Annotated in this window: 17 protein-coding genes, 1 tRNA gene and 1 pseudogene; 6 read left to right on the forward strand and 13 right to left on the reverse strand. The window is 73.0% G+C overall.

The window, feature by feature from the left end; translation table 11 throughout:
- The 6 genes and pseudogenes from ACFC1R_RS34515 to ACFC1R_RS34540 all read right to left on the reverse strand — a co-directional run.
- Positions 1–1,123: pseudogene (locus ACFC1R_RS34515) on the reverse strand (hypothetical protein); the annotation flags it as partial.
- A 49-nt stretch (positions 1,124–1,172) separates the two neighbouring features.
- Positions 1,173–2,174 carry an SMI1/KNR4 family protein gene (locus ACFC1R_RS34520; protein ID WP_375945535.1) on the reverse strand — a complete coding sequence of 334 codons (1,002 nt, stop codon included), beginning with the start codon at positions 2,172–2,174 and terminating at the stop codon, positions 1,173–1,175.
- Positions 2,175–2,449: 275 nt separating this feature from the next.
- Positions 2,450–3,556 (reverse strand): DegT/DnrJ/EryC1/StrS family aminotransferase, encoded by a 1,107-nt coding sequence (locus tag ACFC1R_RS34525; protein ID WP_375945537.1) that lies wholly within the window; start codon positions 3,554–3,556, stop codon positions 2,450–2,452.
- 199 nt (positions 3,557–3,755) lie between these two features.
- On the reverse strand, positions 3,756–4,901 hold the full coding sequence (locus ACFC1R_RS34530) for a DegT/DnrJ/EryC1/StrS family aminotransferase (protein WP_375945539.1): 1,146 nt from the start codon (positions 4,899–4,901) through the stop codon (positions 3,756–3,758).
- A gap of 35 nt (positions 4,902–4,936) precedes the next feature.
- Positions 4,937–5,917 (reverse strand): NAD-dependent epimerase/dehydratase family protein, encoded by a 981-nt coding sequence (locus ACFC1R_RS34535; protein WP_375945541.1) that lies wholly within the window; start codon positions 5,915–5,917, stop codon positions 4,937–4,939.
- Positions 5,914–7,128: a Gfo/Idh/MocA family protein gene (locus ACFC1R_RS34540; protein ID WP_375945543.1), complete on the reverse strand. Its 1,215-nt coding sequence runs from the start codon at positions 7,126–7,128 to the stop codon at positions 5,914–5,916. Before ACFC1R_RS34540 ends, ACFC1R_RS34535 begins: the two co-directional genes overlap by 4 nt.
- Before the next feature lie 368 nt (positions 7,129–7,496).
- On the opposite strand from ACFC1R_RS34540, the gene ACFC1R_RS34545 reads away from it, so the two are divergent.
- The gene (locus tag ACFC1R_RS34545) at positions 7,497–7,961 is read left to right on the forward strand and encodes a YwqJ-related putative deaminase (protein WP_375945545.1); all 465 of its coding nucleotides are present in this window, start codon (positions 7,497–7,499) and stop codon (positions 7,959–7,961) included.
- A gap of 88 nt (positions 7,962–8,049) precedes the next feature.
- On the forward strand, positions 8,050–8,565 hold the full coding sequence (locus ACFC1R_RS34550) for an SUKH-3 domain-containing protein (RefSeq protein ID WP_375945574.1): 516 nt from the start codon (positions 8,050–8,052) through the stop codon (positions 8,563–8,565).
- A 111-nt stretch (positions 8,566–8,676) separates the two neighbouring features.
- On the opposite strand, the gene ACFC1R_RS34555 is transcribed toward ACFC1R_RS34550, so the two are convergent.
- Positions 8,677–9,957 carry a sensor histidine kinase gene (locus tag ACFC1R_RS34555; protein ID WP_375945547.1) on the reverse strand — a complete coding sequence of 427 codons (1,281 nt, stop codon included), beginning with the start codon at positions 9,955–9,957 and terminating at the stop codon, positions 8,677–8,679.
- 242 nt (positions 9,958–10,199) lie between these two features.
- Between ACFC1R_RS34555 and ppc the strand changes: the two genes are divergently transcribed.
- Positions 10,200–13,007 carry a phosphoenolpyruvate carboxylase gene (gene ppc / locus ACFC1R_RS34560; RefSeq protein ID WP_375945549.1) on the forward strand — a complete coding sequence of 936 codons (2,808 nt, stop codon included), beginning with the start codon at positions 10,200–10,202 and terminating at the stop codon, positions 13,005–13,007.
- Between the two features lie 119 nt (positions 13,008–13,126).
- On the opposite strand, the gene ACFC1R_RS34565 is transcribed toward ppc, so the two are convergent.
- The 6 genes from ACFC1R_RS34565 to ACFC1R_RS34590 all read right to left on the reverse strand — a co-directional run bounded on the left by ACFC1R_RS34565 (position 13,127) and on the right by ACFC1R_RS34590 (position 18,001).
- Positions 13,127–13,354 carry a hypothetical protein gene (locus ACFC1R_RS34565; RefSeq protein ID WP_375945551.1) on the reverse strand — a complete coding sequence of 76 codons (228 nt, stop codon included), beginning with the start codon at positions 13,352–13,354 and terminating at the stop codon, positions 13,127–13,129.
- A 221-nt stretch (positions 13,355–13,575) separates the two neighbouring features.
- A complete protein-coding gene (gene pth / locus ACFC1R_RS34570; RefSeq protein ID WP_375945553.1) occupies positions 13,576–14,157 on the reverse strand; it encodes an aminoacyl-tRNA hydrolase in 582 nt (193 codons plus the stop codon).
- Positions 14,158–14,257: 100 nt separating this feature from the next.
- Complete coding sequence (locus ACFC1R_RS34575; RefSeq protein WP_375945554.1) at positions 14,258–14,845, reverse strand: 50S ribosomal protein L25/general stress protein Ctc; 588 nt, start codon at positions 14,843–14,845, stop codon at positions 14,258–14,260.
- 274 nt (positions 14,846–15,119) lie between these two features.
- Complete coding sequence (locus tag ACFC1R_RS34580) at positions 15,120–16,097, reverse strand: ribose-phosphate diphosphokinase (protein ID WP_375945556.1); 978 nt, start codon at positions 16,095–16,097, stop codon at positions 15,120–15,122.
- A gap of 201 nt (positions 16,098–16,298) precedes the next feature.
- Positions 16,299–17,765, reverse strand: a complete 1,467-nt coding sequence (gene glmU, locus ACFC1R_RS34585; RefSeq protein WP_375945558.1) for a bifunctional UDP-N-acetylglucosamine diphosphorylase/glucosamine-1-phosphate N-acetyltransferase GlmU — start codon at positions 17,763–17,765, stop codon at positions 16,299–16,301.
- A gap of 165 nt (positions 17,766–17,930) precedes the next feature.
- A tRNA-Gln gene (locus ACFC1R_RS34590) sits at positions 17,931–18,001 on the reverse strand.
- Between the two features lie 218 nt (positions 18,002–18,219).
- Between ACFC1R_RS34590 and ACFC1R_RS34595 the strand changes: the two genes are divergently transcribed.
- From ACFC1R_RS34595 to ACFC1R_RS34605, 3 genes are all read left to right on the forward strand, one after another.
- A complete protein-coding gene (locus ACFC1R_RS34595; protein WP_375945560.1) occupies positions 18,220–19,185 on the forward strand; it encodes an acyl-CoA desaturase in 966 nt (321 codons plus the stop codon).
- 51 nt (positions 19,186–19,236) lie between these two features.
- Positions 19,237–19,983, forward strand: coding sequence for a TetR family transcriptional regulator (locus ACFC1R_RS34600; RefSeq protein WP_375945576.1), 747 nt, complete (start codon positions 19,237–19,239; stop codon positions 19,981–19,983).
- A 123-nt stretch (positions 19,984–20,106) separates the two neighbouring features.
- A complete protein-coding gene (locus tag ACFC1R_RS34605) occupies positions 20,107–20,601 on the forward strand; it encodes a MarR family winged helix-turn-helix transcriptional regulator (RefSeq protein ID WP_045305638.1) in 495 nt (164 codons plus the stop codon).
- Positions 20,602–20,790 lie beyond the last annotated feature (189 nt).

Raw genomic sequence — 20,790 nt, forward strand, 5'->3', positions numbered from 1 at the left:
GCTCGGTTTTCTTAATAAGCCACCCCCCCCGCCCGGCGGGGGGGGGGGGGGGCGGTGCGCTCGGCCCCCGGCCGCCGGCCCCGGGGCCGGCCGGCGGCGCCGACGGACCGCGCAGTTCGGCGGGCGGTGGTGGCGGCGGTGCGCCGGGGGCGGCACGACCCGCCGCACCGGCGGCGGACGGCCCCTCGGGCACACCGGGCAGCCCCGGAGCTCCGGGCAGGCCCATCAGACCCGGCGCGCCGTCGGACGCGAGCATCGTGGGCGCGTACTCGATCCCCGGGCCCCCGGCGGCTCCGGTCGAAGCCGGACCACCCACCGGCGGCTGACCCACAGGCGGCGGACCCACAGGCGGCGGACCCGCCTGCGCGAACCGTCCGTCGGAGGCGAGCACCGTCGGCGCGTGCTCGACGGCCCCGGCGAAGCCGGGGGCACCCTGCGGGTCTCCGGGCAGCAGTCCCTCGGGGAAGGGGACGGTGGCGCCTTCCGGCGACACGGGAGCGTGCGGGAACGGCGGCGCGCCCGCTGCCGGGACGCCGGACGCCGGGGTGCCCCCGGACTCGGACGGACCGGGCGGCGCGAGCATCGTCGGGGCGTTGCCCGCCGGACGGCCGGAGGCGGGCGGAGCGGTCAGGTGCACCGGCTGCGCGGGCGGCGGGAGCGGTGCGCCGCCGTGGCCACCGGCCCCGGCCGGCTCGCCGAGCCGCGCGGACTCCGCCGCGATCGCCGCCTGCCCGGCCTCCTGGAGCCACTGCGGCGGCGTGAGCAGGAAGGACGTCGCCTCGACGGTCCCGCGTACGGGCTTGGCCGCCCCGGCCGGGTTGGGGGCGGTCTCGCCGCCGTACAACTCCTCGTACTGGCGGACCACCTCGTTGACGGGCAGCGGCGGCCAGAGCGTGCTGGCGCCGCTCTCCCGCGCGATCACCAACCGGATCTCCGTACCCGGCCCGCCCGGTCCGCCCGAACCGCCGCCCGCAGTGTCCGACGGACCGTTGGCCCGGTCCACCGCCCAGCAGACGAAGCCCAGGTCGAACTCCCGCACCCGGACCTCGCGCTGCTGCGAGCGCGGCACCCCCGCGTTGATCCAGTCCTCGGCCAGTTCCTGCGCCTGCGCGTACGTCACCACGCCAGGTCCACCCCTTCAGTCCTCCTGCTGCCCGTGCCCGTACGCAGCATCAGTTCACCGGTACGGCCCGGGCGAACCCGCCGTCCACCATCATCCCCGCCACGGTCTCCAGCTCCGGCGGGCTCCCGGCCAGCCGGAGCAGGAACTCGTCGAAGCTCGCGCCGCAGGGCAGCAGCAGCCGGGCCACCCGGTCCTCGGGACTCTCGGGCGCACCGCTGTCACGGGCGTCGTCGTAGAGGCAGAACCAGACCGAACCGGTCCGCTCGCCGCGCACCTTGAGCGCCAGCAGACCGCCCTGGACGTAGGCGATGCCCAGGTAGTCCTTGGTGAGGTGGTCGCGCAGGCACTTGTTCGCGTAGACCAGGTCGCGGATCCCGTACTCCTCGCTGAGCGTCAGGAACGGCTGGTCGAGCAGCATGCCGCACTCGGTGTCCAGCGCGACCCCGGCCGGGCCCCGGCCGCCGGCCAGCTTGAGGAAGCTGCGGTAGGCGGCGGGCAGCGGGTGGCCGAGCCGCTGCTCGGCCCGCTGGACCAGGTCCTCGGTGACGCTGAGCGGGTCGCCGCCGTCCATGGCCAGCGGGAAGTGCGCGGGGCGGCGCTCCTGGAGCGGGCGGGTGCCCCGGCGGCCGTGGTCGGCGCGGGAGCAGGCCAGCCCGCCGTGGTGCCGCAGCAGCGCCTTGACCTCGACCGGGACCAGCTCCATCCGCCGCCAGCCGGGTGCCGCCCGGCCGGGGACGTGGTGCCAGGTCCAGCCGGGCGGGGTGGCGACGGCGGTGTCCAGGTCGGCCCAGAGCTCGTGGCCCTGGGTGAAGAGCGCGGCGTTGGCCGACACGTAGTCGGTGAGCCGCAGTTCGTCCACGCCGAGGCCCTCGGGCGGGTCGGCGACCTCGGCGGCGGCAACCGCGTACTGGCTGAAGTCCGGGTAGCCGTACTCGTCCACCCGCACCCCGGCCGGGTGGTCCGCGGCGCGGACCGGGTCCGGGAAGTGCACCACCTGGCCCGCGTACGCCGCGTTCGGCGCTGCGGCGATGCCGGGCCGACCTGTCGTCATCTGGTTGCCCCCACTGGCTGCTGCGACGTTGTCCGTGCCGATTGCTGGACTCCAGCCTAGGGGGTACGGGCCGGCGCCTCCTCAGGGCAACCGGGTATGCGGTTAGGGCACGGGGCTCCTGCCCGATCAGCCGGCTGTGCGCGTCGGACGGCACTGGCGCCGCGGCCACCCGCCGACGGCGGGGCGCACCTGTCGGCCGGTGCGCTCGGGTGCGGCCGGCCCGCCAGGCACCCCCGGCCGCGACCCGGTTGCGCCGGGAGGGCCGGACCCGGGTCTCAGGTCCGGGTCAGGGCCTTGGCCAGCGCCTCGGCCACCCGGGTCTGCTGGTCCTCGGTGATCTGCGGGAAGAGCGGCAGGGTGAGGATCTCCCCGGCGGCGCGCTCGGTGACCGGGAAGCTGCCCTCGGCGTAACCGAGTCCGCGGAAGGCCGGCTGGAGGTGGACCGGCACGGGGTAGTGGATCCCGGCGCCGATCCCGGCCGCCTGGAGCTCCGCGAGCACCTCGTCCCGCCCGCGCTCCACCCGGACCGCGTACAGGTGCCAGACGTGCTCGTTCCCGGGCAGGGTGCGCGGCAGGGAGATCCGGTCGAACCCCCCGAGCAGCTCGTCGTAGCGGGCGGCGGCGGCCCGGCGGGCCTCGTTCCAGCCGGGCAGGCGGCGCAGCTTGGCCCGCAGCACCACGGCCTGGAGGGTGTCCAGACGGGAGTTGAAGCCGAAGGTCTCGTGCACGTACTTGCGGCCCGAGCCGTGGTCGCCGATCAGCCGTACGGCACCGGCGAGCTCCTCGTCGTCGGTGACGACGGCACCCGCGTCGCCGTACGCGCCGAGGTTCTTGCCCGGGTAGAAGCTGGTGGCGGAGATCCGGCCCCAGGAGCCGGAGACCCGGCCGTGCTGGCGGGCCCCCTGGGACTGGGCGCCGTCCTCGATCACCGGGCGGCCGTCGGCGACGTCCAGCAGCGGCTGCATGGGCGCGAGTTGGCCGTTCAGGTGGACCGGGACCAGCGCGGCGACCCCGGGCAGTGCCTCGGCGGCCAGGGCCGGGTCGATCAGCAGGTGCTCGGGGTCGACGTCGACCAGGACCGGCCGCAGGCCCGCGCGGACCACGGCCTCGGCGGTGGCCACGAAGGTGTTGGCGGGCAGCACCACGCCCGCGCCGGGCGCCAGCCGCAGCGCCCGGAGCGCCAGTTCCAGGGCGTCGGTGCCGTTGGCGGTGCCGACCGCGTGCCGGACCCCCGAGAACTCGGCGTACTCGGCCTCGAAGGCGGCGACGTCCGGGCCCTTGATGTAGGCGCCGGTGGCGAGCACCCGGTCGAAGCCCTCGCGCACCTCCTCCGCCACCTCGGCGTGCGCGGCTTGCAGGTCGACGAGCGGAATGGCGGTCATGCAGGGCCCCCTCGGGCAGCTCTGGATCGGCGGTCGGTCGGTCGGACGGCAGGCCAGGGGCACGGGCCGCCGCTTGGCGGCCCGCTCCACGGCGGCGGTGCGGCACGTTCCGGGCGGGGCCGGTGCGGCCCGGTGCGGACCGGTGCCTTCGGTCCGCGCCCACGCGGTCGGCCGGGCGGCGTCCCGCGCCCCGGCCGGCTCACCCCACGGCGGTGATGAGTGCGGCGGCCACCCGGTCCTGCTGCTCCTCGGTCAGCGCGTGGAACAGCGGCAGGATCAGCGAACGCCGGGTGAGCAGCTCGGTCGCGGGCAGCGGCACGCGTTCGGTGCCCTTGTACGGGGCCTCCAGGTGGGCGGCCATGATGCCCCTGCGGGCCGAGACCCCGGCGGCGGCGAGCCGGTCGAGCACCTCGGTGCGGTCGGGTGCGCCGTCGGGCAGCAGCAGCCAGCAGCTCTGGTAGTTGCCGGTGCCGTGCTCCGGGTCGGCCACCAGCCGCGTCCCGAGCGGGCCGAGCAGCCGGCGGTAGCGGTCGGCGAGTTCACGGCGGCGGCGGACGAGTTCGGGCAGTCTGCGCAGCTGGACCAGGCCGATCGCGGCCTGGATGTCCGTCATCCGGTAGTTGAAGCCGATCTCGTCGTAGGTCTCCAGCGCGGCCGCTCCGCCCCCGGCGTGCCGGTCGGCGGCCGAGACGCTCATCCCGTGCTCGCGCAGGCGCCGCAGCCGGGCGGCGAGTTCGCCGTCCTGGCAGGTGACCATGCCGCCCTCGCCGGTGGTGAGCAGCTTGCGCGGGTGGAAGGAGTACGCGGCGATCTCGGCCGTGCGGCCGGCCGGGCGGCCGCGCAGCAGCGCACCTGCGGCGCAGGCGGCGTCCTCGACCACGGTGACGCCGCGTGGACGGACCAGTGCCTCGACGGCGTCCAGGTCGACCGGCACGCCGCCCTGGTCCACCGCGATGACGGCCTTCGTGCGGTCGGTGAGCAGCGGGGCGACGGTCTCGGCGGTGAGGTTGCCGCTCGCCGGGTCGACGTCCGCGAAGACCGGCGTGGCACCGACGTAGGTGACGGCGTTGGCGGTGGCGATGAAGGAGAGCGAGGGCACCACGACCTCGTCCCCGGGGCCGACGCCCGCGCCGACGAGTGCCAGGTGCAGGGCGGTGGTGCAGGAGGAGACGGCGACGGCGTGCGGGACGCCGAGGTGTTCGGCGAAGGCCCGCTCGAACGCGGCGACCCGGGGGCCCTGGGCCACCCAGCCGGAACGGACGGCCTCGGCGGCGGCCTGGGCCTCCTCCTCGCCGAGCCAGGGCACCATGACGGGAATAGTGGGCAGGACAGGGACGGTGGACACAGAGGCACTCCGAACTGGTCGTCAGGTACGGGGAGTTACTGCTCGCGCCACCAGGCGACCAGCTTGCGCAGGCCCTCGTCCAGGCCGAGCTCCGGCTTCCAGGCGAGGTCGCGCTGGGCGGCCGAGATGTCGGCGAGCCGCCGGACCACACCGCCGGCCGTGCCCCGGGCCGGGCCGTGCTCGACGTCCAGGTCGGAGCGGTCCATCGCGGCCAGCAGGGCGTCGGCGAGGCCGCGCAGCGAGACCTCGGTGGCGCTGGCGATGTTGTAGACCCGGTCGGTGACGGGGGCTGCGGCGGCCAGCAGGTTGGCGCGGGCGATGTCCTCGGTGTAGACGAAGTCCATGGTCTGGGCGCCGTCGCCGAAGATGAGCGGCGGCTGTCCGGCGGCGATCCGCTCCATCCAGCGGATGAACACCTCGGTGTACTTGCCGTGCACGTCCATCCGGGGTCCGTACACGTTGAAGTAGCGCAGTGCGACGTAGTCCAGGCCGTGCATGGCGTGGAAGCTGCGCAGCAGGCCCTCGTTGAAGACCTTGGCGGCGCCGTAGAGGGTGTCGTTGTTGTAGGGGTGCTGGGTCTCGGGGGTGGGGAAGGTGTCGGCGAGACCGTAGACCGAGGCGGTGGAGGAGGCGATCACCTTGCCGACGCCCTTCTCGGCGGCGGCCTCGACCACGTCGAAGGTGCCGTCCACCATGATCTCCAGGGCGAGCCTGGGCTCGCTGGCGCACTGGGTGATCCGGATCGCGGCGAGGTGGAAGAGCAGGTCGGTGCCGGGGTCGAGCAGGTCGCGCAGCAGTGCCCGGTCGCGGATGTCGCCCTCCACCACCCGCAGTTGCCCGGGGGCGGCGATCGACTCCGCGTGCGCGAGGTTGGCCATCCGGCCCCGGACGAAGTTGTCCAGCACGACGACCTCGCGGGCGCCGGCCGCGATCAGCTGGTCCACCACGGTGGAGCCGATGGTGCCCGCTCCCCCCGTGACCAGGCAGCGGGAGCCCTCAATGGCGACAGCGTTCATCGGGCGGCGGCCCTCTCCTGAGTCGTGGTCACGTGGTCGGCGTCCACCGGCACGGTGGCGCCCTTGAGTTCGAGGCTGCGGGCGGCGGCGTGCAGCAGGCGCAGCACCCGCAGCCCGGCCCGCCCGTCGGTGAGCGGGGCCCGCCCGGTCGTGACGGCGTCGGCGAACTCGGCCATCACGGTGCGCAGCGCCTCCTGCTCGGACAGCGCCGGCGCGACCATGTCGCCGACCCGGTAGGAGATCCGGGCCTGGTGGCGGATCTCCTCGGTCAGCTGCTCGGGCGGGGTGAGATCGACACCGCGGTCGTGCACGGCGAGCCGGGCCTGCGGGTTGAGGTCGTCCCAGACCAGGGTGCGCCGGGAGCCGCCGATCAGGGTGGTCCGCACCTTGGTCGGGGAGAGCCAGTTGACGTGGCAGTGGGCGAGGGCGCCGTTGCTGAGCCGCACCGTCAGGTACGCCACGCAGGCGCGCCCGGCCCCGATCGGGTCGGCGGCCTGGGCGCTGACCCCCACCGGGACGACGCCCGGCGGCAGGACGAAGTCGAGGATGGACAGATCGTGCGGGGCCAGGTCCCACAGGACGTCCACGTCGGGCTGGACCAGGCCGAGGTTGATCCGCACCGAGTCGAAGAACTGGAGGTCGCCGAGCTCGCCCCCGTGCACCAGTTCGCGGATCCGGCGGACCACCGGGGTGTAGCAGAAGGTGTGGTCGCACATCAGCACCAGGCCGCTGCGCTCGGCCAGGTCGACCAGTTCGGCGGCCTCGTCGGCGGTGGTGGTGATCGGCTTCTCGACCAGGACGTGCTTCCCAGCCTCCAGCGCGGCCCGTACCAGCCGGTAGTGCGTGGCGGCGGGGGTGGCGACGGCGACCGCCCGCACCCGCTCGTCGGCCAGCACCTCGTCGAAGGAGGTGGTCGTGCCGACCGTGCTGTACCGCCCGAGCACCCGGCGCGAACGTTCCTCGTCCAGGTCGCAGAGCCAGTGCAGGCGCAGTGCCGCGGTCTGCTGGGCGTTGCGGACCAGGTTCGGCCCCCAGTACCCGGCTCCGACCACGGCCAGGCCGATCCGCTGCGGCGCCGCTCCCGCAGCCGGCGCTTTCGTGGCATCCGCTCCCGCAGCCGGCGTGTCGGGCTCCGGGTGCGCCCCCTGCCGCGGGAGTGCTCCGTCCACCTGCCGCGTCCGACCGGATTCGCCCGCAGGCGTGTACGTCATCGCAAGACCCCCCTTGCCCGGCGCCGGGACTCCTCCGCCCGGCAGCCCCCACTGCCCCAGCACGGAACCGGCCCGACCTGCTCTCCCCCGGCCGAAGACCGGGAGTGTGCCCCCACCGCAGTTCGAACGGCCCTGCCCCGCAGCCCGAACGCTACCGGCCGCCGCGACCGGCCGGGGTCCGAATCCGGAAACCGACGACGGGCACTTGCGGGCCGCCGGAACAGCGCCGCAGCGGCGGTCCTTCCACCCCGAGTCGGCGATTGTCGTGGACGTTTGGCAGTCTTGGGTCCCTACCCTGAGGTGTCACCCACCGTCAGCAGACCTCCGGCAGCCCGAGACTGCCGGCCAGTGGAGAGCGAGGAGCAGCCGTGCAGCACCCGGAACAGCCAGGCGCGGCCCCGGTGTTGCGCCACCACCGGGACAGCCTGCTGCCCGCCGTGGCCGCCGCGCTCTCGCTCAGGAGCGGCGAGGTGCACACCCTGGCCGGGGACAAGCCGGACGCCCGGCCCCAGCTGCACCCCCTGGTCGGCGACTTCCTCGCCACCCTGCCGATGGAGCACCGGGAGCGCTTCCTCGGCCGCTGCCCGGAGGCGGTGCTGCTCTCCCGGTACCTGGCCAAGGTGGACGCGGGGCGCTCCAAGCGCGCCGCCCGCAAGCCGCTCACCCTGCAGGACGCCCGCAAGGCGCTCAAGGGGGCCCGGCTGACCACCGTCCGGATCCGCGAGGAGGGCGACCCCGCGCACGGGACGCACGCGCCGCCGTGCCGCTCCTGCCTCCCGCTGCTGGAGCACCTGAACGTCGCGAGCGTCGCCGTCGGACCGACCGACAGGTGACCCGCCCGTCCGTGCACCGAGCACTTCCCGTCATGTCACCGTGGGCCCCGCCCGCCACCGTCCCTGTCCCCAGCCACCGGAGCACGTCCTGAACGCGTCCGCCGTCCGCACCCAGCCCCGCTTCCCCGCCGATGTCGCCGCCGCACTCAAGCAGGCCGGCTGGCACCCGGGCCGCTGGGAGATCCGCCAGGCCGAGGAGTGGGCGGACCAACTGGCCGGCCACGGCGGCCCGGACGAACCCCGGCACACCGTCTTCCCCGCGGCCGTCGAGGCCTGGGCCGAGTTCGGCGGGCTGTTCCTCGACCAGTCCGGGCCCGGCCGGCTGATGGCCCGCACGCCGTTCCTGATCGACCCGCTCTGCGGGCTGCACCAGCCGCGCACCCTGGCCGACCTCGGCCGGGCACTGGGCCGGCAGGTGGCACCGCTGGGCGAGGAGCAGTACGGGCTGGCGCTGCTGGCCATCGACGAGGACGGCCGGGTCTACAGCCTGGACCACACCGGCGAGTGGTTCCTCGGGCCGACCATCGACCACGCGGTCACCGCCCTGGTCCTCGGTCTCCTCCCGGAGCGCCTCCTCCCGGAACGCCCCGCCGCCCAGCACTGACCGGCTCCCCAGGGGGCGCGGGGCGGCGCGACAGCCCCTCCACGGGGGCAGAGGGTTGCGCGCGCAGTCGCCCGCGCCCCGTGGTGCTCCTCTCCGCCCCCGGGAGCCGGCTCAGACCAGGCGTTCGGCGGGGACCGCGAGCCGTGACGGCAGCACCGCCTCCACCCGGAAGCCCCCGCCGTCCTCGGGCCCGGCCGAGAAACTGCCCCCGAGCGCGAGCACCCGCTCGCGCATCCCGACCAGCCCGTTGCCGCCGCTGGGCAGCGCCACCCGGCTCCCGCCGCCGTCCGCGCGGTCGTTCACCACGGCCACCCGGACCCCGTTCGGCACGTACGCCAGCACCACGGCGACCTGCGCCCCGGCAGCGTGCTTGTGCGCGTTGGTCAGCGCCTCCTGCACCACCCGGTACGCGGTCTGCTCCGCCTGGGTGCTGAACGGCCTGCGGGTACCGCTGACCGTCAGCGTCACCGCCATGCCCGCCGCCTCGGACTGCTCGACCAGCTGCGGCAGGTCCTCCAGGCCGTCCTGGATCTCCACCACCGCCTCGGACATCCGCAGCACCCCGAGGATCTCGCGCAGCTCGTTCAGGGCCTGGCGTCCGACCTCGCCCATCAGCCTGGCGCTCTGCTGCGCCTTCTCCGGATCCTTGGCGACGATGCGTTCCAGCGCCGAGGCGTGCACCACCATCAGGCTGACCCGGTGCGCCACCACGTCGTGCATCTCGCGGGCGATCCGGGTGCGCTCCTCCAGCCGGGCCCGGCGGGCGCGCTCCCTGGCCTGCTCGGCCAGCAGGTCCAGCTCGGTCTCCAGGCCCTGCGCGCGGTCCTTGAGCGACTCCACCAGACGGCGGCGCGCGCCCATGTACAGCCCGGTGACCACCGGGAGCACGGTCAGGCCGACCGCGACCAGCACCGCCAGCAGGACGAACACCCAGGTCGGTGGGATCTGCTCGGGTGCGGGGCCCGGATCGGGCACCGGGGTGAAGATGGCGAACAGCACCATCCCGAAGGTCTCCACCAGCGCCACCGCGGAGAGCCCCAGCACCCGCCCCCGCCGCGAGGGCCACTCCCAGGTCCCCGCCAGCGTGTACAGCGAGACCACCAGCAGCACGACCCCGAACAGACCGGGGACGAAGACCAACGCCACCAGCACCGGCACGGCCGGCCAGCGCCGCCGTACCACCAGGCTGGCCCCGGCCAGTGCCCCCAGCACCGCCGCGACCGCCCCCAGCTGCGCACTCTGGCCCAGCCGGTCGTGCACCGTCCCGTACGCCCCGAAGGCGCACTCCAGCCCGGCCAGCACGGCCAGACCGATGTCCAGCAGCGCGCTACGGCGCCGACGCCACCACCACAGTGAGTGGACCGGCCCGCCCCCCTCAGCCGACTTGCTCATGGGAGACAGCCTACGGTGGCCCCTCCGACGGCAGCCACGGACTTCCCGCGCGGGCGGCGCGGCCCGGGAGGTTCCGTTGTCCGCCATCCGGTTATGTCGCGGGCGCGGCACCCGGTGCCACCTATGCTGGTCGCGTCGGACAGCGCGGTCCGCACACGTCGCCTTCACTCTGGTGACGAGAGCCGTTGCCCACTCTGGTGACGAGAGCCGTTGCCGAACCCCACCACATCAGGGAGCCAGCCGTGACCGCTCCGGTCCCCACCTCGGCGGACAACTCCACCCAGCCCGTCGACCCGGTCGCCGACAACGCGGCCCTGCGTGCGGACATCCGCCGCCTCGGCGACCTGCTCGGCGAGACCCTGGTCCGCCAGGAGGGTCCCGAACTGCTCGGCCTGGTCGAGCAGGTACGCCTGCTGAGCCGCACCAACGGCGAGGCCACCGCCGAACTGCTCTCCGGCATCGACCTGGAGACCGCCGCGAAGCTGGTGCGGGCCTTCTCCACCTACTTCCACCTGGCGAACGTCACCGAACAGGTGCACCGGGGCCAGGAGTTCGCCGCCCGCCGCTCCCGCGAGGGCTCCCCGCTGGCGCAGACCGCCGACCAGCTCTCCGACGCCGACCCCAAGCACCTCGCCGACACCCTGGCCAACCTGGCGGTCCGTCCGGTCTTCACCGCGCACCCGACCGAGGCGGCCCGCCGCAGCGTGCTCAACAAGCTGCGCCGGATCGGCGAGTTGCTGGAGCGCATCCACCGCGAGCACACCGCCTCGGGCCTGGCCACCGCGGACCCGGCCCGCCACACCTCCGCGCGCCGCAGCGCCGACCGCCGTCTGGCCGAGGTCATCGACCTGCTCTGGCAGACCGACGAGCTGCGGATCGCCCGCCCCGAGCCCGCCGACGAGGCCCGCAACGCCGTCTACTACCTGGACGAGCTCTACCGCGACGCCGTCCCCGAGGTGCTGGAGGAGCTGCACGAGGAGCTGGCCCGGGTGGGCCTGAACCTCCCCGAGGGCGTCCGTCCGCTGACCTTCGGCACCTGGATCGGCGGCGACCGCGACGGCAACCCGAACGTCACCCCGGCCGTCACCTGGGACGTGCTCAACCTCCAGCACGAGTACGGCATCAAGGACGCCCTGGCCACCATCGACGACCTGCGCGCCTCGCTCTCCACCTCGGTCCGGCTGGCCGGCGCCTCCGACGAACTGCTCGCCTCGCTGGACGCCGACCTCAAGCTGCTGCCCGAGCTCAGCCCGCGCTACAAGCGGATGAACGCCGAGGAGCCGTACCGCCTCAAGGCCACCTGCGTCCGCCTCAAGCTGGAGAACACCCGCGAGCGCCTGGCCGCCGGCACCCCGCACGTCAACGGCCGCGACTACCTCGGCACCCGCGAGCTGATCGCCGACCTGAAGCTCGTCCAGGACTCGCTGCGCGCCCACCGCGGCGAGCTGATCGCCGACGGCCGCCTGGCCCGCGCGATCCGCACCATCGAGGCCTTCGGCCTCCAGCTCGCCACCATGGACGTGCGCGAGCACGCCGAGGCCCACCACCACGCCCTCGGCCAGCTCTTCGACCGGCTCGGCGAGGAGGCCTGGCGCTACAACGACATGCCGCGCGAGTACCGCCAGAAGCTGCTCGCCAAGGAGCTGCGCTCGCGCCGCCCGCTGGCCCCGACCCCGGCCCCGCTGGACGCCGCCGGGACCAAGACCCTGGGCGTCTTCAACACCATCCGCGAGGGCTTCGAGCGCTTCGGCGACGAGATCGTCGAGAGCTACATCATCTCGATGTGCCAGGGCGCGGACGACGTCTTCGCGGCGACCGTACTGGCCCGCGAGGCGGGTCTGATCGACCTGCACTCCGGGATCGCCAAGATCGGCATCGTGCCGCTCCTGGAGACCACCGACGAACTCCAGCAGGCCGACCGGATCCTGGAGGAGATGCTCTCCGACCCCTCCTACCGGCTGCTGGTCTCACTGCGCGGCGACGTCCAGGAGGTCATGCTCGGCTACTCCGACTCCTCCAAGTTCGGCGGCATCACCACCTCCCAGTGGGAGATCCACCGCGCCCAGCGCAGGCTGCGCGACGTCGCCCACCGGTACGGCATCCGGCTGCGGCTGTTCCACGGCCGCGGCGGCACCGTCGGCCGCGGCGGCGGCCCCTCGCACGAGGCCATCCTGGCCCAGCCCTGGGGCACCCTGGAGGGCGAGATCAAGGTCACCGAGCAGGGCGAGGTCATCTCCGACAAGTACCTGCTGCCCTCCCTCGCCCGGGAGAACCTGGAGCTGACCCTGTCGGCCACCCTGGCCGCGTCCGCCCTGCACACCTCCCCGCGCCAGGCCCCCGAGGAACTCGCCCGCTGGGACGCCGCGATGGACCAGGTCTCCGAGGCCGCCCACACCGCGTACCGCGCCCTGGTCGAGCAGGAGGACCTGCCCAAGTACTTCTTCGCGGCCACCCCGGTCGACCAGCTCGCCTCGCTGCACCTGGGCTCCCGTCCGTCCCGCCGTCCCGACTCGGGGGCCGGTCTCGACGGACTGCGCGCCATCCCGTGGGTCTTCGGCTGGACCCAGTCCCGGCAGATCGTCCCCGGCTGGTACGGCGTCGGCTCGGGCCTGGCCGCCGCCCGCGAGGCGGGACTCGGCGACGTGCTCGGCGAGATGTACGGACAGTGGCACTTCTTCCGCAACTTCCTGTCCAACGTCGCGATGACGCTGGCCAAGACCGACCTGCGGATCGCCCGCCACTACGTCGAGCAGCTCGTCCCCGCCGAACTGCACCACGTCTTCGACCAGATCGTGGCCGAGCACGAACTGACCCTGCGTGAGGTGCTCCGCCTCACCGGCGAGAGCGAACTCCTGGAGCACAACGAGGTGCTGAAGCAGACCTTCACCGTCCGGGACGCCTACCTCGACCCGATCTCCTACCTGCAGGTCGCCCTGCTGCGCCGCCAGCGCGAGGAGGTCGCCGCCGGCCGGCCGGAGGACCCGCTGCGGGCCCGCGCCCTGCTGCTGACCGTCAACGGCATCGCCGCCGGCCTGCGCAACACCGGCTGACGGCGACCGCGCGGGCGCGGGCGCGGGGAGCCGCGCGGGCCGGCACCTTTCCCAGGTGGCCACCCGCGCGGCTCCCCGCGCCCTTGACCGGTCGCCCGGCGAACCCTCCTGACGCGGCGTCAGTGGATGGTGATCTGGCCCGCGCGCTTGCGCTTCACCCAGAGCGTCGCGCCGCCCGCGACCATCACCAGACCGCCGCCGACCGCGTACAGCCCGGCCGAGCCGCCCACCTTCCCGGAGGCCGGCGGCGTCAGCTGCGCGGCTGCCGGCTCGGGCGTGTCCGTGCCGCCCGAGGAGTCGGCGGCCTGCGCCGCCGGTGCACCCAGCGCGGTGAGACCGACGAGCATCACCACTCCGCCGACCGCACGCCCCACCCGGACGCGTTGTGACCGAACCACGGTCCTTACCCCCAGAATCCTGCGCTCAATCCTGCGCGTACTAGGGCACGACCGTATCCGATCGGACATGACGTTCCCACACCGATCAGGCCCCCTCGACGCAAGCGTTGTACGACCGTTGTGCAAGGAGGCGCGCCAGGTTGACATCACGTCAGGAGCGCGGCGCCGCTTCAGGAGTTGTAGCTGCCCTGCGCGCGTTCGAGCCCCTCGGAGAGCAGTGCCTCGACCGCGTCGGCGGAGCGGTCCACGAACCAGTCGAGCTCCTTGCGCTCGGCGGCCGAGAAGTCCTTGAGCACGAAGTCCGCGACCTCCATCCGGCCCGGCGGACGGCCGATGCCGCAGCGCACCCGGTGGTAGCCGGGGCCGAGCGACTTGGTGATGGACTTCAGGCCGTTGTGCCCGTTGTCGCCGCCGCCCAGCTTGAGCCGCAGGGTGGCGTAGTCGATGTCCAGCTCGTCGTGGACCGCCACGACGGCCGAGGCGGGCGCCTTGTAGAAGTCGCGCAGCGCCGTGGTCGGCCCACCGGAGAGGTTCATGAAGGTCATCGGCTTGGCCAGGACCACCCGCTGCCCGCACAGGCGGCCCTCGGCGACCTGGGCCCGGCTCTTGTGGGCCTTGAACCTGGCCCCGATCCGCTCGGCCAGCAGATCCACCACCATGAAGCCGATGTTGTGCCGGTTCCGGGCGAAGCCCTCGCCCGGGTTGCCGAGACCGACGATCAGCCAGGGGCCCTCGTACGCTTCGTCACTCATGAACCGCTCCTCACTCGATTCCCCCATCATCCCGGACATGCCGCTGCCCCGGCCGCTCCTGGGGAGCGGTCCGGGGCAGCGGACGGACGAGCCTTCAGGCTCAGGCCTCGACGGTCTCGCCCTCGGCGGACTCCTCGGTGGCCTCGGGGGCCTGGGCACCGATGATCTGCAGCACGACGGCGTCGGCGTCGACGGCCAGCGTGACGCCCTTCGGCAGGGTGATGTCCTTGGCGTGGACGGAGGCACCGGCCTCCAGGCCCTCGACCGAGACGGTGACCGACTCGGGCAGGTGGGTGGCCTCGGCCTCGATCGCCAGGGTGTTCAGCACGTGCTCGACCAGGTTGCCACCGGGGGCCAGCTCGCCCTCGACGTTGACCGGGATCTCGACGGTGACCTTCTCGCCACGCTTGACCAGCAGCAGGTCGACGTGCTCGATGGTGCGCTTGATGGCCTCGCGCTGAACGGCCTTCGGCAGCACGTACTCGTCCTTGCCGTCGATCGGCACGACCAGCAGGGCGTTCGGGGTCTTCAGGGCCATCATCAGGTCGTGGCCGGGCAGGTTCAGGTGAACCGGGGTGTGGCCGTGGCCGTAGACGACACCGGGGACGAAGCCGGCGCGACGAGCGCGACGGGCGGCACCCTTGCCGAACTCGGTACGGGCTTCGGCGGCAAGGCGGATCTCGGACACGACTGCACTCCTCGTGAGAACTGGCGCGGGGTGCGGGCGACAGACGAAAAACCGCCGGGGCACACCCTCAAGTACGTTGGGGGGCCACTCGGCGGCGGACGGATCTGCAATCGGCCAAACCACGGCCGAGGCAGCGCGTCGATCACGGATCAGGCACCCGTACGGGCACACGACATCCCTCGCCGAGCAGTCTCAAGAGTCTAACCGCACCTCCCATCGAGCACGAAATCGGCCCCGACACCTCGTGGTGCCGGGGCCGTTCGTACCGCCTGGGTCAGTGCACGCCCTCGAACAGGCTGGTGACCGAGCCCTCCTCGAAGACCTCGCGGATCGCGGCGGCGATCGACGGGGCGATGGAGAGCGTGGTCACCTTGTCGAGCTGGAGCTCGGCCGGGGTCGGCAGGGTGTTGGTGAAGACGAACTCGCTGACCCGCGAGTTCTTCAGGCGGTCGGCGGCCGGGCCGGACAGCACACCGTGGGTGGCGGCCACGATGACGTCGGCGGCACCGTTCTCGAACAGCGCGTCGGCGGCGGCGCAGATGGTGCCGGCGGTGTCGATCATGTCGTCGACCAGGACGCAGACCCGGCCCTTGACGTCACCGACCACCTCGGCCGACAGGATGGTGTTGGCCTGCGTCATGTCGCGGCGCTTGTGGATGATCGCCAGCGGGGCGTCCAGGCGGTCGCACCACTGGTCGGCCACCTTCACCCGGCCGGCGTCCGGCGAGACGACGGTCAGCTTGTCGTTGGACACCTTGTCGCCGATGTAGTCGGCCAGCAGCGGCAGCGCGAACAGGTGGTCCACCGGGCCGTCGAAGAAGCCCTGGATCTGCGCGGTGTGCAGGTCCACCGCCATCAGGCGGTCCGCGCCGGCCTGGCGCAGCAGGTCGGCGATCAGCCGGGCCGAGATCGGCTCGCGACCCAGGTGCTTCTTGTCCTGACGGGCGTAGCCGTAGAACGGAAGGATCGCGGTGATGCTCTTGGCGGAGGCCCGCTTCAGAGCATCGATCATGATCAGCTGCTCCATGATCCACTGGTTGATGGGAGCCGTGTGGCTCTGCATCACGAAGCAGTCCGCACCGCGGGCGGAGTCCAGGAAGCGGACGTAGATCTCGCCGTTGGCGAAGTCCAGGGCCTTGGTCGGGACGAGTTCGGTGCCCAGGGCCTCGGCAACCTCCTTCGCCAGCTCCGGGTGGGCACGGCCGGAGAAGAGCTTGAGCTTCTTCTCACCCGACGTCGTGATCCCGCTCACTGCACCGTCTCCTCGCGTTGCTGCCGCACATGAACCCGCCGGGCCGCGCCGGGCCGGGGCCTGGCCGGTGGTCAACGGGGGATTGGGAGTACGCCCAGGAACGGGCAGTCAGCCCAGTGGCGCACGTATGTACACCAGGTTACGCGCCCCGGCCGGAAGCGTCCGCCCCGGGACCACTCCTCAAGATCCCCCGTAGGCCGTTCAGTCCTCGACCGTCCCGGCGGCCCCGTCCGTGGCGGCCGCGGCCGCACGAGCGGAGTCGGTGCCGGGGCGCTTGCGCTCCACCCAACCCGCGATGTTGCGCTGCTGCGCCCGGGAGACGCCCAGTGCGCCGGCCGGCACGTCGTTGGTGATCACCGATCCGGCCGCCGTGTAGGCGCCGTCCCCGACCGTCACCGGCGCGATGAACATGTTGTCCGAACCCGTGCGGCAGTAGGAGCCGATCGTGGTGCGGTGCTTGTTCACCCCGTCGTAGTTGACGGTGACGGAGGCCGCGCCGATGTTGCTGCCCTCGCCGATCGTGGCGTCGCCGATGTACGAGAGGTGCGGGACCTTGGAGCCCTCGCCGACCTCGGAGTTCTTGATCTCCACATAGGTGCCGGCCTTGGCCTTGCGGGCCAGCCTGGTCCCCGGGCGCAGGTACGCGTACGGGCCGACCGAGGCCGCCTCGCCGATCTCGGCACCGAGCGTGGTGGCGTTGCTCACATGCGCGTCGGGGCCGACCAGGGTGTCGGTCAGGGTGCAGTTCGGACCGACCTCGCTGCCCTCGCCCAGGTGGGTGGTGCCGTGCAGCTGGGTGTTGGGCAGCACCACCGCGTCCGGCTCGAACGTCACCTGGACGTCGATCCAGGTGGACGCCGGGTCCACCACGGTGACGCCCGCACGCATCGCACGCTCGACGAGCCGTGCGTTCAGGATCCGCCGGGCCTCGGCCAGCTGGACCCGGTCGTTGATGCCGAGGATGTCGCGGAAGTCGCCCGCGACGACCGCGCCGACCCGGTGGCCCAAGGTACGCAGGATCTGCAGGGTGTCGGTGAGGTACTCCTCGCCCTGCGAGTTGTCGGTGTTCAGGCGGCCGAGTGCCTCGACCAGCAGCTTGGCGTCGAAGGCGAAGACACCCGAGTTGATCTCGTCGATCGCCCGCTGGGCCTCGGTCGCGTCCTTCTCCTCGACGATCGCGGCCACCGAGCCGTCGCCCTCGCTGCGCAGGATCCGGCCGTAGCCGAAGGAGTCGGGGACGACCGCGGTGAGGACCGTCACACCGTTGCCCTGCTCGGCGTGCGCCGCCACCAGCGCGGCCAGCGTCGCACCGGTCAGCAGCGGGGCGTCGCCGGTGGTGACCACCACGGTGCCGTTCAGCTCCACGCCGTCGGCGGCCAGCGACTCCAGCGCGGTGCGCACCGCGTGACCGGTGCCGTTCTGCTCCGTCTGGACGGCGGTGCGCGCGCCCTCGTAGCGCTCCGCCAGGTGCTGCTGGACCAGCTCGCGCATGTGCCCGACCACCACGACCAGGTGCTCGGGCGCCAACTCCTCGGCGGCGGCGACCGCGTGACCGACCAGCGTGCGCCCGCAGATCTCGTGCAGCACCTTGGGCAGGCGCTTCGACTTCATCCGAGTGCCGCCACCGGCGGCGAGCACGATTACGGCGGCAGGGTTGTTGGCGCTCACGCGGGAGGCTCCTCGGTCGGTTCGTGGGGAGGGTTGTTGCGGTAAGGAACCCGAGTCTCGGATCCGCACGTCCAGGCTCGGGCTGCACCGAGGATAATGCGGTCACGGCCGACAAAACGTCGGCCCCCGGCCCGCTCTGCGCTCGGCCGGGGGCTGCACAGTGTGCTCCCGGAGGAGGATTCGAACCCCCATAAGCTGGACCAAAACCAGCTGTCCTGCCCTTAGACGATCCGGGACGGACGGTACCTCGCCGTCCACCGCGGGACAGCGCGGTCCACAGCCTACGGGGTTCGGGCCCGGGCATCCACCACCATTCGCAAAGAGCCCGGCACTCCCCGTGCCCACTCCGGCCCCGGCTCGCACCGCGACACGTCGGCCACAGCCGGACCGCGCTACCTACGATGCCGTAGGTTACGGTCACGTAGGTTTTGCTGCTCCCACAAGGACCGCACCCATGACCATGCAGGCCAGCGAAGCACCCCCGGAACCGGCCGAGGCCACCGCCGCCACCCGGCTCTCGGCCACCAGAGGCGGCGAGCGGCAGGGGCCCGCCGAACGGATCGCGCTCGCGCTCTTCATCGGAGTGCCGTTCCTGGCCCTGCTCGCGGCCGCACCGGTCGCCTGGGGCCGGGGGCTCGGCTGGCGGGACCTGGCGATCACCACGGTGATGTACTTCCTCACCTGCCACGGCGTCACCGTCGGCTTCCACCGCTACTTCACCCACAGCTCCTTCAAGGCCAACCGCCCGCTGCGGATCGCCCTGGCCGTCGCCGGGAGCCTGGCCGTCGAGGGCCCGCTGGTCCGCTGGGTGGCCGACCACCGCCGCCACCACCGCTTCAGCGACAAGGAGGGCGACCCGCACTCGCCCTGGCGCTTCGGCGAGACCGTCCCGGCCCTGCTCAAGGGCCTGTGGTGGGCGCACACCGGCTGGCTGTTCGACCAGGAGCAGACCCCGCAGCTCAAGTACGCGCCCGACCTGGTCCGCGACCCGGTCATGCGGCGGATCTCCCGGCTGTTCTGGCTCTGGACCACCGTCTCCGTGCTGCTCCCCCCACTGGCCGGCGGGCTGCTCTCGCTGTCCTGGCAGGGCGCGCTGACCGCCTTCTTCTGGGGCTCGCTGGTCCGGATCGCCCTGCTGCACCACGTCACCTGGTCCATCAACTCCATCTGCCACGCGATCGGCGCCCGCCCGTTCAGGTCCCGCGACCGCTCCGGGAACGTCTGGTGGCTGGCCGTGCTCTCCTGCGGCGAGTCGTGGCACAACCTGCACCACGCCGATCCCACCTCCGCCCGGCACGGCGTCCTGCGCGGCCAGATCGACTCCTCGGCCCGGCTGATCCGCTGGTTCGAGCAGGCCGGTTGGGCCCGTGACGTGCGCTGGCCCGACCCGGAGCGGATCGCCGCCCGCCGTGCCGCGTGAACGGGCGCAGCGGCAGGGGCCGACGAATCGAGCTGGGGTATGAGCCGCTCCCTGCAGCATGATGTAGGGGTGAACGGGAGCAACGGAGACAGCGCAGGCGGCCACCACCGGACCTCAGGAGCGGGGGCCGCCCGCCCCGAGGCCACCCGTACGCGCTCCGCTGCACCCGCCCGCACGGCGAAGGGCCGGGTCCGGATGACCGGCAAGCAGCGCCGCGAGCAGTTGCTGGACATCGGCCGTTCGGTCTTCGCGGAACGCGGCTACGACGGCACCTCGGTCGAGGAGATCGCCGAACGGGCCGGAGTCTCCAAGCCCGTGGTCTACGAGCACTTCGGGGGCAAGGAGGGGCTGTACGCGGTCGTGGTCGACCGCGAGATGCAGCTGCTGCTCGACATGGTCACCGGGGCACTCACCGGGGGGCACTCGCGCGAGCTGCTGGAACAGGCCGCCTTCGCCCTGATGGACTACATCGACACCTCCACCGACGGCTTCAAGATCCTCGTCCGGGACTCCCCGGTGGCCCAGTCCACCGGCACCTTCGCCTCACTGATCAGCGACATCGCCACCCAGGTCGAGGACATCCTGGGCCTGGAGTTCAAGGCCCGCGGCTTCGACCCGCGGCTGGCCCCGATGTACTCCCAGATGCTGGTCGGCATGGTCGCGCTGACCGGCCAGTGGTGGCTGGAGGTCCGCAAGCCGGGGAAGGCCGAGGTCGCCGCCCACCTGGTCAACCTCGCCTGGCACGGTCTGGAGGGCCTGGAACGCCACCCCAAACTGGTCGGCGACCGCAAGCAGTAGGCGCCCGGTGGACCGGAAACGGCAGGTGTCGTCGACGCCGCTTCGAGGCTTCTCGACGTCGGGAGTGTTCATCTTGATGTCAAGAGGCTTCATATCGACACACCCACCGATACACTGATCCACATGGAGGACGAGGTCGACCGCCTGGTCGCAGCATGGCGCCGTGAGCGCCCCGACCTCGACGTCGGGCCGCTGGAGGTGCTCAGCCGGGTCAGCCGGCTCGCGCGGCACCTCGACCGCGCCCGCCGCACCGCCTTCGCCGAGCACGGTCTCGAACCGTGGGAGTTCGACGTCCTGACCGCGCTCCGCCGGGCCGGTGCCCCGTACCAGCTCTCCCCCGGCCAGCTGCTCACCCAGACCCTGGTGACATCCGGCACGATGACCAACCGGATCGACCGGCTGACCGGAAAGGGCCTGGTCAAGCGCCTGCCCGACCCGGACGACCGACGCGGCGTCCTGGTCCGGCTCACCGACGACGGCCGCGACCGCGCCGACCAGGCGCTCGCCGGGCTCCTCGCCCACGAGCGCGCCCTGCTCGCCGAACTCAGCAGCGGCCAGCAGCACGACCTCGCCACCCTGCTGCGGCAACTGGTCGCCCCCTTCGACAGCGCGGGGTAGCCTCCGGCAACAGCCGGGGGCACGGCCCGACCGCCTGCGCGCAAGGGACGGCACGTCAGGGGCGCGGGGAACTGCGCGAGCCGGAAGACACCGGCACCACACCGTCCCCGGACAAAAAGCTGTACCGCCCCACCCCGAGGTCACGAGGTGCACCTGACCCTCCGGCCCGGCTGAAGGCAGTCACCCCCC

This window comes from Kitasatospora sp. NPDC056138 (assembly GCF_042264695.1).
Taxonomy (GTDB): Bacteria; Actinomycetota; Actinomycetes; order Streptomycetales; family Streptomycetaceae; genus Kitasatospora.